The sequence below is a fragment of the Bacillus sp. JK106 genome, from assembly GCF_053663355.1.
In genome coordinates this window covers 537995-553038 of sequence record NZ_JBSJQC010000003.1, presented here as the reverse complement: position 1 = coordinate 553038, position 15044 = coordinate 537995, and the positions used below count along the sequence as shown (strand labels likewise).

The 15044-nt window shown below is 46.1% G+C and carries 13 protein-coding genes and 2 pseudogenes; 13 read left to right on the top strand and 2 right to left on the bottom strand.

Translation table 11 applies throughout. The features are described 5' to 3' along the window. Positions 1 to 14 precede the first annotated feature (14 nt). The 3 genes from ACWJJS_RS13170 (at position 15) to ACWJJS_RS13160 (ending at position 3617) form a co-directional block, all read left to right on the top strand. A complete protein-coding gene (locus tag ACWJJS_RS13170; RefSeq protein WP_454023634.1) occupies positions 15 to 629 on the top strand; it encodes a helix-hairpin-helix domain-containing protein in 615 nt (204 codons plus the stop codon). 66 nt (positions 630 to 695) lie between these two features. Beyond that, a complete protein-coding gene (locus tag ACWJJS_RS13165; RefSeq protein WP_003152868.1) occupies positions 696 to 1265 on the top strand; it encodes a ComE operon protein 2 in 570 nt (189 codons plus the stop codon). Next, positions 1266 to 3617: a DNA internalization-related competence protein ComEC/Rec2 gene (locus ACWJJS_RS13160; protein ID WP_454023633.1), complete on the top strand. Its 2352-nt coding sequence runs from the start codon at positions 1266 to 1268 to the stop codon at positions 3615 to 3617. Positions 3618 to 3635: 18 nt separating this feature from the next. Here the strand turns inward: ACWJJS_RS13160 and ACWJJS_RS13155 are convergent, their stop codons facing one another. Continuing rightward, positions 3636 to 3770, bottom strand: coding sequence for a YqzM family protein (locus ACWJJS_RS13155; RefSeq protein ID WP_003152870.1), 135 nt, complete (start codon positions 3768 to 3770; stop codon positions 3636 to 3638). 40 nt (positions 3771 to 3810) lie between these two features. Here ACWJJS_RS13155 and ACWJJS_RS13150 point away from each other — a divergent pair. Together ACWJJS_RS13150 and holA are read left to right on the top strand one after the other, a co-directional pair. Further along, positions 3811 to 3965, top strand: a pseudogene (locus tag ACWJJS_RS13150) (hypothetical protein). A 39-nt stretch (positions 3966 to 4004) separates the two neighbouring features. After that, positions 4005 to 5046: pseudogene (holA, locus tag ACWJJS_RS13145) on the top strand (DNA polymerase III subunit delta). A gap of 16 nt (positions 5047 to 5062) precedes the next feature. Here holA and rpsT read toward each other — a convergent pair. Beyond that, a complete protein-coding gene (gene rpsT / locus ACWJJS_RS13140) occupies positions 5063 to 5329 on the bottom strand; it encodes a 30S ribosomal protein S20 (RefSeq protein ID WP_003152876.1) in 267 nt (88 codons plus the stop codon). A gap of 202 nt (positions 5330 to 5531) precedes the next feature. On the opposite strand from rpsT, the gene gpr reads away from it, so the two are divergent. From gpr to dnaK, 8 genes are all read left to right on the top strand, one after another. Continuing rightward, positions 5532 to 6638, top strand: coding sequence for a GPR endopeptidase (gene gpr, locus ACWJJS_RS13135; protein WP_003152878.1), 1107 nt, complete (start codon positions 5532 to 5534; stop codon positions 6636 to 6638). Positions 6639 to 6705: 67 nt separating this feature from the next. After that, complete coding sequence (gene spoIIP, locus ACWJJS_RS13130) at positions 6706 to 7899, top strand: stage II sporulation protein P (RefSeq protein WP_173613049.1); 1194 nt, start codon at positions 6706 to 6708, stop codon at positions 7897 to 7899. Positions 7900 to 7915: 16 nt separating this feature from the next. Continuing rightward, positions 7916 to 8254, top strand: coding sequence for a YqxA family protein (locus ACWJJS_RS13125; protein WP_007408270.1), 339 nt, complete (start codon positions 7916 to 7918; stop codon positions 8252 to 8254). A gap of 132 nt (positions 8255 to 8386) precedes the next feature. Continuing rightward, a complete protein-coding gene (gene lepA / locus ACWJJS_RS13120; protein WP_013352938.1) occupies positions 8387 to 10222 on the top strand; it encodes a translation elongation factor 4 in 1836 nt (611 codons plus the stop codon). A 59-nt stretch (positions 10223 to 10281) separates the two neighbouring features. Beyond that, entirely contained in the window at positions 10282 to 11421 is a 1140-nt protein-coding gene (hemW, locus tag ACWJJS_RS13115) for a radical SAM family heme chaperone HemW (protein ID WP_454023632.1), read from the top strand. An 80-nt stretch (positions 11422 to 11501) separates the two neighbouring features. Then, on the top strand, positions 11502 to 12533 hold the full coding sequence (hrcA, locus tag ACWJJS_RS13110) for a heat-inducible transcriptional repressor HrcA (protein ID WP_017418176.1): 1032 nt from the start codon (positions 11502 to 11504) through the stop codon (positions 12531 to 12533). Positions 12534 to 12592: 59 nt separating this feature from the next. Beyond that, positions 12593 to 13168, top strand: coding sequence for a nucleotide exchange factor GrpE (gene grpE / locus ACWJJS_RS13105; RefSeq protein ID WP_003152892.1), 576 nt, complete (start codon positions 12593 to 12595; stop codon positions 13166 to 13168). A 24-nt stretch (positions 13169 to 13192) separates the two neighbouring features. Further along, positions 13193 to 15031 carry a molecular chaperone DnaK gene (dnaK, locus tag ACWJJS_RS13100; protein ID WP_454023631.1) on the top strand — a complete coding sequence of 613 codons (1839 nt, stop codon included), beginning with the start codon at positions 13193 to 13195 and terminating at the stop codon, positions 15029 to 15031. Positions 15032 to 15044 lie beyond the last annotated feature (13 nt).

Below are 15044 nucleotides of genomic sequence, written 5' to 3'. Positions count from 1 at the left end.
GGAGGCAATGCAATATGACGAAAGCGATGATGACGGAGCGGCTGCGGCGGAACCTGAAAATTCTGGGCGCTTGTCTTGCGGCAGGGGCGGTTTTTATCTGTATTTGGCTGTTTCGTTCTGAAAAGGAAGAGCCGGTCAAACAGCAGTCCGTGCTCGGCCAAACAGCCTCGGCATCCGTCGCGGACAACAAAGACACCGCAGACGATAAGATTATGATTGATGTGAAAGGTGCGGTCCGAAATCCCGGCGTGTATGAAATGAAAGCGGGAGACAGAGTGACGCAAGCCATTGAAAAAGCCGGAGGCCTGAAGAAAAAGGCGGATGAATTGAATGTTAATTTAGCAGAGCAGCTGCAGGACGGGACGATTGTTTATATTCCGAGTGAAGGCGAAGAAGAGAATCACCCGAAAACAGCAGCGGGTGAAAAGGAGAATGCAGCTGTCAATATCAATACGTCATCTTTGGACGAACTTCAGGCGATTTCCGGGGTGGGGCAGAAAAAAGCGGAAGCCATTATCGCCTACCGAGAAGAAAACGGACGGTTTCAGACTGCTGAAGATTTGATGAATGTATCAGGCTTTGGAGAAAAGTCATTTGAGCGGATAAAAACTTCCATTACGGTAAAGTGAATTGACGGTTCTGCTTAAATCTATGTAAACTTAGAAAAGCAACAAGACTTTTTGGAGGGAACACTTGTGGAACGAATCTCATGGAATCAATATTTTATGGCGCAAAGCCATTTGCTGGCGCTGAGAAGCACATGTCCGAGACTGTCAGTCGGGGCAACCGTAGTCAGAGATAAGCGGATGATTGCCGGCGGATACAACGGCTCAATTGCCGGCGGCGTCCATTGCGCTGATGAAGGATGCCTTTTAATAGATAATCATTGCCAGAGGACCATACATGCAGAGATGAATGCGATTCTGCAATGTTCTAAGTTCGGTGTTCCGACGGAGGGCGCCGAAATTTATGTGACGCATTATCCTTGTATTCAATGCTGCAAATCAATTATCCAGGCAGGCATCAAAACGGTCTATTATGCCGAAGATTACAAAACACAGCCTTATGCAAAAGAGCTGTTCAGCCAAGCCGGAGTCAAGGTGGAGCAGGTCGAACTTGATGAAATGATCATCGATCTCAAAAATCGCGAAAAATTGTCTTTTGTCGCAGGTCTGATTCAGCAATTATCTGATGCGGGAGTTAAGGCAGATGAACTGAAAAAAATTCATGAACAGGCCAATGAGCTGTTTACCAGTTACGTATAAATGAAATATAAATACCTTCTTCTGCCTCTGGCGGCGGTTTCTGCAACTGCGGGAATTGCCGCCGCTCATGTCTTCTGGGTTCTGCTCCTTTTTCTTCTGTATCTTCTCTTTATTATGATAAAAACAAAGCAGCCTGCTCCGGTTATCATCTGCCTCGTTTCTTTTTGTGTTTATTTCTTTCTTTATACGGTTTGTGACGCTGCGAATGTAACGCGATATCAGGCCGGCAGTTATACTGAACAGGCCGTCATCACTAATATTCCGAAGGTTGACGGAGCGAAAATGTCAGCCGTTATCCGTACACATGACAAGGAAAAATGGGCGGCTTCGTATAAAATCCGGTCTCTTGAGGAAAAGAGACTCATTGAACAGCTTGAACCGGGGATGCGCTGCACGTTTACAGGCTCTCTGGAACAGCCTGCACATGCGACGATTCCCGGAGGTTTTGATTATAAGGAATATCTTTACTCTCAGCAGATTCACTGGTTATTTTCCGTGACTTCCATTCAGCGGTGTGAAAAATCCAAACAGCCGCTGTTTAAACTGCTGAACATCAGAAAAAATTTGATTTCAATCATTCGGAATCACGTGCCTGAATCTTCCGCCGGAATTGTTGAAGCGCTGACCTTAGGTGAAAGATTTTCTATAGAGGACGATATACTGAGTGCATATCAAAATTTGGGAGTCGTTCATTTAATGGCGATTTCAGGAATGCATGTCGGTCTTATTACGGCGGGACTATTTTATGCTCTGATCAGAATCGGGCTGACAAGAGAAAAGGCGGGGGTGTTGCTGCTGCTGTTTTTGCCGGTATATACGCTGCTGAGCGGTGCCGCCCCATCCGTATTGCGCGCATCCCTCATGCTGGGATTTTATATCGCCGGAACTCTTGTTAAACGCGGCATTCATTCCTCTGCTGCATTGTCTCTGTCTTATCTGCTGCTCCTGCTGTTTAATCCTTACTTCCTTTGGCAGGCGGGCTTCCAGCTTTCCTTTGCGGTAAGCGCCTCTTTAATTCTGTCATCCTCCATTTTAAAGAAAGCGGGGAAAAGCAGACTTGCCGGGCTTGCGATGGCCTCATTCATTGCAGAGCTCAGCTCACTTCCGTTTCTTCTCTATCATTTTCAGCAAATTTCACTTGTCAGTTTTCCGATGAACATGGTGATGGTGCCATTTTATACGTTATTTGTCATTCCGGTTTCTGTCATCGGCTTCCTTCTTCTTTTGCTTTCAAGGCAGATGGGAGAATGTTTGTTTGATATGTTTGACCTTGTGATGAAGCCTGTGCATGATTTCATTACATATGCGGCATCCGTTGATTTATTTACTATGATTGTGTCAAAGCCTGACTTTCTTTCCCTTCTTCTGCTTGCGGTTTCCGTTTTTACGCTTTTTGCGGCTTTGGAAAAGGGAGGTTTTTTAAAACTCAGGAAATCGGCTCTTTTTTTCTGCGCGGTTTTGGCTTATTTAATATGCCGTCCGTATTTCAGTCCATGGGGAGAAGCGGATATGCTTGATATCGGGCAGGGAGACTCGCTGTTTATAAGCGCGCCATACCGCAAAGGGACCGTAATGGTTGATACAGGGGGAGTGATTGCTTATCCCGGAGAATCATGGAAAGAAAAACGCCACCCGTATTCTATCGGCGAGAAGGTTTTGATTCCGTTTTTAAACGGAAAAGGGGTGAAAAAGCTGGATGCGCTGTTTTTAACCCATGCGGATCAGGATCACATCGGAGAAGCCGGAGTGTTAATCAAAAATCATAGAGTCAAACGGTTAATTGTCCCCGTGGGATTCGTAAAAGAACCGAAGGATCAGAACATATTAAAAATGGCGAAAGAAAACAACATTCCCGTTGCCGAAGCAAAGCGGGGCGACACCATTACAGCGGGTGATCTTCAGTTTCAGGTGCTGTCTCCGGAGTCATCTGACGGAAAGAGTAAAAATGATTCATCACTGGTGCTTTGGACGGTTTTAGGCGGAGTGAGCTGGCTTTTGACGGGAGATTTAGAATCGGACGGCGAAACAGAAGTGCTGAAAACGTATCCGAAACTGAAGGCTGATATATTGAAGGCGGGTCATCACGGCAGCAAAAGCTCAACGAGTGAAGCCTTTTTGAAACAGCTTCAGCCGGAAGCAGCGCTGATTTCAGCAGGAAAAGAGAATCGATACCATCATCCGCATGAAGAAGTGCTGGATCGTTTGAAGGCGTACTCTGTCAATGTGCTTCGCACCGATATCAGCGGAACGATTCAATACAGATTTGAAAAAGGCGCCGGAACGTTTTCCGTCTTCCCTCCATATGATATAGAAGAAACCAGGGCGCAAGAAGTAAAAAAGACTGCCGATTGACAGCAGCCCGGAATGCGGCTAAGAGCCGATAAGATGGATGGCTGTTGCCATCACGAACAAAAAGGCGAAAAATCCGAAGGACACGACAAAACCGACAGCTGAGTCAACAGCATCATTTCGTTTGCTTTGAACGTTTTTTTCAAAATCATTCAATTTCATCCCTCCTGACTTCCCTAAGTATACTGGAATTGTTTTGAAAAATCTAGAAGTGATGGTAACGTTTTCTGTTCTTGTGATTATCGCCTTTTTACAAGCAGACCCGGGAGCTTGTGAATCAGGCGTTTATTATAAATGAGGAAGCTGTCCTTTTTAAAGCTTCCTCTTTACTATTTGCCGAACTCAATTTAGGATAGAAGGGGATCAAGAAAGAGAGGAAGTCATACGATCATGGTATTTGATGTTTGGAAAGCCCTGAAAAAAGGGGATGTCCGCTCCGTTTATTGCTTATACGGAAAAGAAACGTATCTGCTCCAAGAGACTGTCAGCCGGATCAGACAAGCTGTCGTTGATGAGGAGACTAAAGATTTTAACCTGTCTGTTTTTGATCTTGAAGAGGATCCGCTTGACCAGGCCATAACCGATGCGGAAACGTTTCCGTTTATGGGAGAGAAGCGGCTGGTTATCGTAAAAAATCCGTCTTTTTTAACAGGGGAAAAAAAGAAAGAAAAAATAGAGCATAATACAAGCGCTTTGGAGACTTACCTGAAGGAGCCTGCGCCTTATACGGTCTTTGTGATTGTGGCTCCGTATGAAAAGCTGGACGAACGGAAAAAGCTGACGAAAGCGCTGAAGCAAAAAGCCCTTATGATTGAAGCTAAGGAGCTGAATGCAAAGGAGACGACTGATTTTACGATTAATCTGGCGAAATCCGAAAATAAAACGATGGATACAGAAGCTGCCGAGCATTTGGTTCTGCTTGCAAACGGCCATCTGTCTTCCATATATCAGGAAATACAAAAACTCTCCGCCTACACCGGTGACAGACATGAGATCACGCTTGAAGATGTCCGGGAGCTTGTCGCAAGAAGTTTGGAGCAGAATATTTTTGAGCTGATCAACAAAATCGTGAACCGAAAACGGACGGAAAGCCTTCAAATATTTTATGATCTTTTAAAACAAAACGAAGAACCGATCAAAATTATGGCGCTGATCGCCAACCAATTCCGTCTGATTATGCAGACAAAGTATTTTGCGGGACAAGGATACGGCCAAAAGCAAATCGCTTCCAACTTAAAGGTGCACCCTTTCCGGGTAAAGCTGGCGATGGATCAGGCGAGGCTTTTTTCTGAAGAAGAGCTGCGGCGTATTATAGAAAGGCTCGCAGTGATGGATTATGAAATGAAAACGGGGAAAAAGGACAAGCAGCTCTTGCTGGAGCTCTTTCTCCTTGAGCTTCTCCGGACTGAATGAAAAAAACGATCCCCGTTAAAGGGATCGTTTTTGTATTATGCAGAAAGTCCGTTCACTTGTTTCGCAAGTCTAGATTTGTATCGAGCTGCGGCATTTTTGTGTACAAGACCTGTTTTCACTGCTTTATCAATGCGTTTCGCTGCTTCAGAAAGAGCAGTTTTCGCTTTATCCGCTTCGTTGTTAGCAACAGAAGCTTCAACTTGTTTGATTGCAGTACGCATAGCAGATTTGATTGTCGCGTTATGAGCGCGGCGTTCGTTGTTTGTTTTTGTACGTTTAATCGCTGATTTAATGTTTGGCATGTGTTTCACCTCCTAAGATACAACCTGTAGCACAGTGTCTTAAGGTTAAATCTTCTTCACAATAGAACAAATTGTATTCTATCAAACAGAACTTTAGATTGCAATATAAATGTAAAGTATTTTTCGTTGATGGGTAAATTCGCATGATTCGTTTTGTAAATGGTCACACTATATACCACGATGATTGAAGGAGGTCTTTCCTGTGAAAAACAACGAACTGGATGTCAATCAATTTCTGATACGGACGGATTTAGCGGTAGAAACGAAACAGGCGGTAAAAGACGGACAAGCCGGTCAGACAAAAGAAATAAACGGGTTTATTGAAAAAGAACGCGACAAGGGCGGCATTAAAGTCAGAACCGTCGATATTACCAAAGAAGGCGCCGAGCTATCGGGGAAAAAGCAGGGACGCTATGTCACGATCGAGGCTCAAGGGGTTCGGGAACACGACTCTGACATGCAGGAAAAAGTAACGGAAGTGTTTGCCGAGGAATTTTCCGCCTATCTGTCGGCATTAAAGATTCCAAAGGATGCAAGCTGTTTGATCGTCGGTCTCGGCAACTGGAATGTGACGCCGGATGCGCTCGGCCCTCTCGTGACCGAAAACCTTCTTGTGACAAGGCATCTGTTCAGGCTTCAGCCGGAAAACGTACAGGAAGGGTACAGGCCGGTCAGCGCGCTTGCTCCCGGTGTGATGGGATTAACGGGAATTGAAACGAGCGATATTATTCAAGGTGTGATCAAAGAATCAAAGCCGGATTTTGTGATTGCGGTAGACGCTCTTGCGGCAAGAGCCGTTGAAAGGGTGAACACGACCATCCAATTTTCTGATACGGGCATTCACCCGGGATCAGGCGTCGGCAATAAGAGAAAAGAATTAAGCAAGGAAACGCTCGGCATCCCCGTCATCGCAATCGGGGTACCGACTGTCGTTGATGCGGTTACGATCGCGAGCGATACGGTGGATTATATATTAAAGCATTTCGGCAGAGAGATGAAAGATGACAGCCCGTCAAGATCTCTGGTGCCCGCCGGAATGAACTTCGGCAAAAAGAAGGTGCTGACAGACGAAGACCTTCCCGGAGAAAAAGAACGCCAATCCTTTCTCGGTATTGTCGGCACACTGGACGAAAACGAAAAACGCCAGCTGATTCACGAAGTGCTCTCTCCGCTCGGCCATAATCTGATGGTCACACCGAAGGAGATTGACACCTTTATTGATGATATGGCGAACGTGCTTGCAAACGGGTTAAACACCGCCCTTCATGAAAAAGTGTCACAAGATAACAAAGGCTCTTATAATCATTAAAATGGTTCTACCTCCTCTAGCTTGTTCATAGAGTAATTACTAGACAAGCGCTGGAGGGATTCAAATCATGAGAAAAAAACGCAGAAACCGTCAAATTGTCGTTGCAGTAAACGGTGGAAATGCGCTCAAGGGCATGTTTTTGTTTATGACAAGCCTTATCGTTATTTTCGTATTATCGGGTGTGCTCACATCGCTTCGCCCTGAACTGAGGCTTTCTTCGGATTCTCTTCACGGAATTGCCGGAGAACTTCCGGGTGACGCGTTTGCACACCTCCTCGGTATGGAAAATCATTATTTCGCCTCAGAGCTTCCTGAAAAAGACTCTTTTCAGCTGTCCCGGCTTTCCTTAAAACTGGCGACAAGCATTAATATGGAAGACCCGCGGAGTTTCTTGGGACGTGAGCTGCCGGGATTTGCCCAATACGATACGGAGATCCTTCTGGCGGGGCAGGGGACGGATTATACGAATATGCCTGCTGAATCTCCGCCGCCGTCGAAGGTGATGGAAAAAGAAAAAGAAGTGAACCTGGCAGAAATCGAAAACAAAACGAAAAAAGAAGAAACGGCGCCGCCGAAACATTCAACAGGCAGCAAAAAAGTCGTTTTTATTTACCACACTCATAATACCGAATCCTATCTTCCTCTGTTAAAGGGGGAAACAAATCCGAATAACGCCCGCCATTCGAAGGCCAATGTCACGCTTGTCGGAGATATGTTCGGAAAAGCGCTTGAAGCGCAAGGTGTAGGAGCGACCGTAGATAAAACCGACATTCAGGCCCGCCTGAACAAAGACGGCTTAAATTATGCGCGAAGCTATGACGAATCAAGGCCGGTCGTAAAAAGCGCGCTCGCCAAAAATAAAAATCTGCAATATACCATAGACATTCACCGGGATTCCCGCCGCAAGAAAAATACGACAGCCGACATCAAAGGAAAAAGCTATGCCAGAGTCGCCATCGTGGTCGGGAAAAAAAGCGCTAATTTTGAAGAAAACTATAAACTCGCAAGTGAACTTCATAAGCTGATGGAGAAAAAATACCCCGGCTTAAGCGTCGGTGTTTTATCAAAAGGCTCTCCGGGAGATAATGGAGTATACAACCAGGATTTAAACGACAGGTCGCTTCTGCTGGAATTCGGGGGCGTGGATAACAATCTAGAAGAACTGAGGCGCGCATCAGATGCCGTGGCCGATGTGTTCAGCGAACTGTACTGGGATGCAGACAAGGTCAGCTCGCAATCAGGAGAGAAGAAAAAACAATAGAAATCAGGTGATTCGAATGATCCGTTTTACCGGCAAATGCCTGCTGATCGCCATTGTCATGTTTTTCGGCGTTTTGTTCGGCATGCAGCAGGCAAACAGCGGAATGCTTGATATGAAAGGATACAAAGATCCCTCCTTAAAAGGAGCATTCACGCTCGGCGGCGGAGAAGGACAGGAAAAAGAAGCTTCCATTTTGGGGCAAACCGTTACGGCGAAAGATCTGGAAGAAAAACAAAAACAGCTGGAACAGGCGGAAACCTTCAACCTGTTTTCAAAAGCGGGAGAAACCCTTTCAAATACCGTGACGGACTCGGCGCAGGCGATGTACGAGTGGGTTTCGAAACTGAACCGATAGCATTGATGAAGAGAAAAGCGGATGATTCCTTAAAGGAAGCTTTTCTCTTTCTTGTTTTAATTGAATGTTTACAATCCTATTGATATAATCTAAGCTAGTGTATTTTGCGTTTAATAGTAGGAGTGATAGATTGTGACAGATAAAGAAAAGCGTTTAGAGAGGCAGTCAAGAATCCGGAATTTCTCCATCATCGCCCACATAGACCACGGCAAATCGACCTTGGCGGATCGGATTTTAGAAAAAACATCGGCGATCACCCAGCGGGAAATGAAAGAACAATTGCTTGATTCAATGGACCTTGAACGCGAACGGGGAATTACCATCAAATTAAATTCCGTTCAGCTGAAATACAAAGCAAAAGACGGAGAAGAATATATATTCCATCTCATCGACACGCCTGGACACGTCGACTTTACATATGAAGTTTCGCGAAGCCTGGCTGCCTGTGAAGGCGCGATTCTCGTTGTTGATGCGGCTCAGGGAATAGAAGCGCAGACATTGGCGAACGTCTATCTGGCGCTTGATAATGATCTTGAGATTCTTCCTGTCATTAATAAAATCGATCTTCCGAGCGCAGAGCCAGAACGTGTGCGTCAAGAGGTTGAGGACGTTATCGGCCTTGACGCTTCAGACGCCGTCCTCGCTTCAGCGAAAGCGGGCATCGGCATCGAAGACATTTTAGAACAGATCGTAGAAAAAGTGCCGGCTCCCGCGGGAGATCCGGAAGCTCCGCTGAAAGCGCTCATCTTTGACTCGCTTTATGACGCGTACCGCGGAGTCGTCGCGTATATCAGAGTCGTAGAAGGAACGGTCAAACCGGGCCAGAAAATTAAAATGATGGCAACCGGAAAAGAGTTTGAAGTCATTGAAGTCGGCGTCTTTACGCCGAAAGCGCAGCCGGCTGACGAATTGACAGTCGGTGACGTAGGCTATTTGACAGCCGCAATCAAAAACGTCGGCGACACCCGTGTCGGTGATACGATCACGAGCGCGGTTAAGCCTGCGGCAGAAGCGCTTCCGGGCTACCGCAAACTCAATCCGATGGTATACTGCGGACTTTATCCGATTGACACAGCCAAATATAATGATTTGCGTGAAGCTCTGGAAAAACTTGAATTGAACGATTCATCTCTTCAATACGAGGCGGAGACGTCACAAGCCCTCGGCTTCGGTTTCCGCTGCGGTTTTTTAGGAATGCTTCACATGGAAATCATTCAAGAGCGGATTGAACGGGAATTTAAAATTGACCTTATTACGACCGCGCCGAGCGTTATTTATGACGTTTATATGACGGACGGCGAAAAGATCATCGTGGATAACCCGTCAAACATGCCTGACCCGCAAAAAATAGAGCGGGTGGAAGAACCTTATGTCAAAGCGACGATGATGGTTCCGAACGATTACGTCGGAGCGGTTATGGAGCTTTGTCAGGGGAAACGGGGCAACTTTATCGATATGCAGTACTTAGACGCCAACCGGGTCAGCATTGTATATGAGATGCCTCTTGCGGAAATCGTATATGAATTTTTTGATCAGCTGAAATCCAGCACGAAAGGGTACGCCTCTTTCGATTACGAGCTGATCGGCTACAAACCGTCCAAACTCGTCAAAATGGATATTATGCTGAATGCAGAAAAAATTGATGCGCTGTCGTTTATCGTGCACCGCGATTACGCATACGAGCGCGGGAAAGTCATCGTCGAAAAATTGAAAGAATTGATTCCCCGCCAGCAATTCGAAGTGCCCGTACAGGCAGCGATCGGACAGAAAATCGTGGCCCGCTCAACCATTAAGGCCATGCGGAAAAACGTCCTTGCAAAATGTTACGGAGGAGACATCTCGCGGAAACGGAAGCTTCTTGAAAAACAAAAAGAAGGAAAACGCCGGATGAAGCAGGTCGGCTCGGTAGAAGTGCCGCAGGAAGCGTTTATGGCCGTTCTTAAAATGGATGACAGCCCGAAAAAATAACGGAAGCCGCCGCAGTCCCGCGCTGCGGCTTCTTTCTGTAAAGAAGAAGGTGTTTCAAAATGAAATCAGCTTATATTCATATTCCGTTTTGTGAGCATATCTGCCACTATTGCGATTTCAATAAATATTTTATTCAGAGCCAGCCTGTCGATGAGTACTTAAACTCACTCGAAAAGGAAATGATAAACACAATAGAACGGACAGGACGCCCCGATCTCCGCACGATTTTTATCGGGGGAGGCACGCCGACATCGCTCTCACCCGACCAGCTGGAAAAATTGATGGATTCCATTCACCGCGTGCTGAAACCTTCTGACGGACTCATAGAATTTGCCGCGGAAGCGAATCCGGATGATTTGTCCCCGGAAAAATTAAAAATCATGAAAAATGCCGGTGTCAACCGGCTGAGCTTCGGTGTTCAAACCTTTGAAGATGAGCTTTTACAAAAAATCGGCAGAGTGCATAAACAAAAGGACGTATTCACTTCCTTTGAACGTGCGAGGGCTCTCGGCTTCGACAACATCAGTCTCGATTTAATGTTCGGCCTGCCGGGTCAGACGCTGGCCGATCTTGACAATTCCGTCAAAACGGCTTTGTCTCTTGATGCGGAGCATTATTCCGTTTACTCGCTGATCGTAGAGCCGAAAACGGTGTTTTATAATTTAATGCAAAAAGGCCGTCTGCATCTCCCGGCGCAAGAACAAGAGGCCGAGATGTATGAAACGGTCATGAGGCAGATGAGCGAAGCGGGCATCCGTCAATACGAGATCAGTAACTTTGCAAAGCCCGGATACGAGTCGCAGCATAATCTGACGTATTGGAGCAATGAAGCGTATTTCGGTTTTGGCGCAGGCGCTCACGGGTATATCAGCGGCACGCGCACCGTCAACGCCGGGCCTGTGAAACATTACATTCAGCTCATCGAAGAAAAGGGGCTGCCTTATCGTGACACGCACGAGGTGATACGTGAGGAGCAGATTGAAGAAGAAATGTTCCTCGGTCTCAGAAAAATGTCCGGCGTACAAAAGCAAGCTTTCCTCGATAAATTCGGACGCTCGGTTGACGAACTGTTTCCCGATGTTCTCAAAGATTTAACCGAAAAAGGCCTGATCTGTGACACGGAAGAATCGGTTGCATTAACGCATGAGGGCAAATTATTAGGAAATGAGGTTTTTGGCGCTTTTTTGGGTGAGTTATAATTGACATTTTTCTTTTGGTTTGTTACTTTTGATATAGAATTAGCACTCGCTGACCTTGAGTGCTAACAGGGGTGATGATGATGTTAACAAATCGTCAGCTGTTGATCCTGCAAGTGATTATTAATGATTTTATACAATCAGCGCAGCCTGTAGGATCAAGAACTCTTTCAAAAAAAGACGAGATTACATTCAGCTCTGCAACGATCAGAAACGAGATGGCTGACTTGGAGGAATTGGGCTTTATTGAAAAAACCCATTCATCCTCAGGACGGATTCCGTCGGAAAAAGGGTACAGGTATTATGTCGATCATTTGCTGTCACCCGTCAAGCTGACAAAAACCGATCTGGATTTAATTCACTCGATATTTAAAGAAAAAATCTTCGAGCTGGAAAAAACAGTCCAAAAATCAGCGCAAATCCTGTCCGACCTGACAAACTACACATCGATTGTCCTCGGGCCGACGCTGAGCGAGAACTATCTTAAACAGATTCAAATCGTTCCGATCCAGCCGGATAAGGCGGTCGCCATCCTCGTCACGAACACGGGGCATGTCGAAAACCGCACCATCAATTTCCCGGCTAAAGTGGATTTGGCCGATATTGAAAAACTGGTCAATATATTAAACGATCGATTAGCGGGCGTGCCGATGGACGAACTGAATGAGCGCATTTTTAAAGAGGTTGTCACATATTTAAGGCAGCATATCGCCAACTATGACAGCATACTTGAATCGCTCCGCTCCACATTCCATCCGGCGGCCCACGTTGAGAAATTGTTTTTCGGCGGAAAGATCAACATGCTGAATCAGCCGGAGTTCCATGATATTGAAAGGGTCCGCTCGCTCTTATCTTTAATTGAAAAAGAGCAGGATGTTCTGAAGCTGTTTCAGTCATCAAAAGCCGGGATTTCAATCAAAATCGGGAAAGAAAACGACTACGAAGAAATGGAAAACTGCAGCTTAATCACGGCCACTTATACAGTTGATACGAAACAGATCGGATCAATCGCGATTATCGGGCCGACGCGAATGGATTATTCAAGAGTCGTCAGCCTGCTGCAGCACGTGACTTCAGACTTGTCAAAAGCATTCACAAGTTTGTATGATGAATAAGGGAATTTTGGCAATCATTTTCAGTCATCTTTTTACAGCATTTGAGGGAGGTGAACACAATGTCAGAAGAAAAACAAACCGCAGAACAGGTTGAAGCAGCAGAACAAGAAGAAGTGACAGAACAGGCAGAACAAGCGGCTTCACAAGAGCAGCATGAAGAAACGGCAGGTCAGGAAGAAGCCCTTCAGCACCAAATTGATGAATTGCAGGGTTTGCTTGATGAAAAAGAAAACAAGCTTTTGCGTGTTCAAGCAGACTTTGAAAACTATAAACGACGCAGCCGCCTTGAAATGGAAGCTGCTCAGAAATACCGTTCTCAAAACGTCGTAACGGAAATCCTTCCGGCTCTCGACAACTTTGAACGGGCGTTACAGGTAGAAGCTGAAAGCGAGCAGACAAAAAGCTTGCTGCAAGGTATGGAAATGGTCCGCCGCCAGCTGATGGACGCACTTGAAAAAGAAGGCGTTGAAGCCATCGAAGCTGTCGGTCAGGAATTTGATCCGAACCTTCACCAAGCCGTCATGCAGGTGGAAGATGAAAACTTCGGCAGCAATATTGTTATCGAAGAACTGCAAAAAGGCTACAAACTGAAGGATCGCGTCATCCGTCCTTCAATGGTAAAAGTGAATCAATAACTACATAGCAGGAGGTAATTCAAAGTGAGTAAAGTAATCGGAATTGACTTGGGTACGACAAACTCATGTGTGGCAGTGCTTGAAGGCGGAGAGCCTACAGTAATCGCCAACGCTGAAGGAAACCGTACGACTCCGTCAGTCGTTGCATTTAAAAACGGCGAGCGCCAAGTAGGGGAAGTGGCGAAACGCCAATCAATCACAAATCCTAACACAATCATGTCTGTTAAACGCCATATGGGTACTGACTATAAAGTGGAAATCGAAGGAAAAGACTACACGCCTCAAGAAGTGTCAGCTATTATCCTTCAGCATCTGAAAGCATACGCTGAAAGCTACCTCGGCGAAACAGTTTCAAAAGCCGTTATCACGGTTCCTGCATACTTCAACGATGCAGAGCGCCAAGCGACAAAAGATGCCGGTAAAATCGCCGGTCTTGAAGTAGAGCGTATTATCAACGAGCCGACTGCAGCAGCGCTTGCATACGGACTTGATAAAACGGACGAAGACCAAACGATTCTTGTTTACGACCTTGGCGGCGGTACGTTTGACGTATCTGTTCTTGAACTTGGCGACGGCGTGTTTGAAGTCCGTTCAACTGCCGGTGACAACCGTCTTGGCGGGGACGACTTTGACCAAGTCATCATCGATCATCTCGTAGCAGAATTCAAAAAAGAAAACGGCATTGATCTTTCAAAAGACAAAATGGCGCTTCAGCGTTTGAAAGATGCGGCTGAGAAAGCGAAAAAAGATCTTTCCGGCGTATCATCCACACAAATTTCTTTACCGTTTATCACAGCGGGAGAAGCAGGTCCTCTTCACCTTGAGCTGACACTGACCCGCGCTAAATTCGAAGAGCTTTCCGCTCACCTTGTTGAGCGCACAATGGCTCCTGTCCGTCAGGCTCTTCAAGATGCGGATCTTTCTGCGAGCGAAATCGACAAAGTTATCCTTGTCGGCGGATCAACACGTATTCCTGCCGTACAGGAAGCAATCAAAAAAGAAACGGGTAAAGAAGCGCATAAAGGCGTAAACCCTGATGAAGTTGTAGCGCTGGGTGCAGCGATTCAAGGCGGCGTCATCACGGGAGACGTAAAAGACGTTGTTCTTCTTGACGTTACACCGCTTTCTCTCGGTATTGAAACAATGGGCGGCGTGTTCACGAAACTGATCGACCGCAACACGACAATTCCGACGAGCAAGTCTCAAGTATTCTCAACTGCAGCTGACAACCAAACGGCTGTTGACATTCACGTGCTTCAAGGTGAGCGCCCGATGTCTGCGGACAACAAAACGCTCGGCCGCTTCCAGCTTACTGATATCCCGCCTGCACCGCGCGGCGTACCGCAAATCGAAGTTTCTTTCGATATTGACAAAAACGGTATCGTAAACGTAAGAGCGAAAGACTTAGGCACAGGAAAAGAACAAAAGATTACAATCAAATCTTCTTCAGGTCTTTCTGATGATGAGATCGAACGCATGGTAAAAGAAGCGGAAGAAAACGCTGACGCTGATGCGAAGAGAAAAGAAGAAATCGAAGTCCGCAACGAAGCTGACCAGCTTGTGTTCCAAACGGAAAAAACATTAAAAGATCTGGAAGGCAAAGTGGACGAAGAGCAAGTGAAAAAAGCAAACGACGCGAAAGACGCGCTGAAAGCCGCTATCGAGAAAAACGAAATTGAAGACATCAAAGCGAAAAAAGATGAGCTTCAAACAATCGTTCAAGAGCTTTCTATGAAGCTTTATGAAGAAGCGGCAAAAGCGCAGCAGGCTGAAGGCGCAGCAAACGCTGAAGGCAAAAAAGCGGATGACAACGTTGTCGATGCGGAATACGAAGAAGTAAAAGACGACGAAACGAAAAAATAAGTTCTTTCCCGCA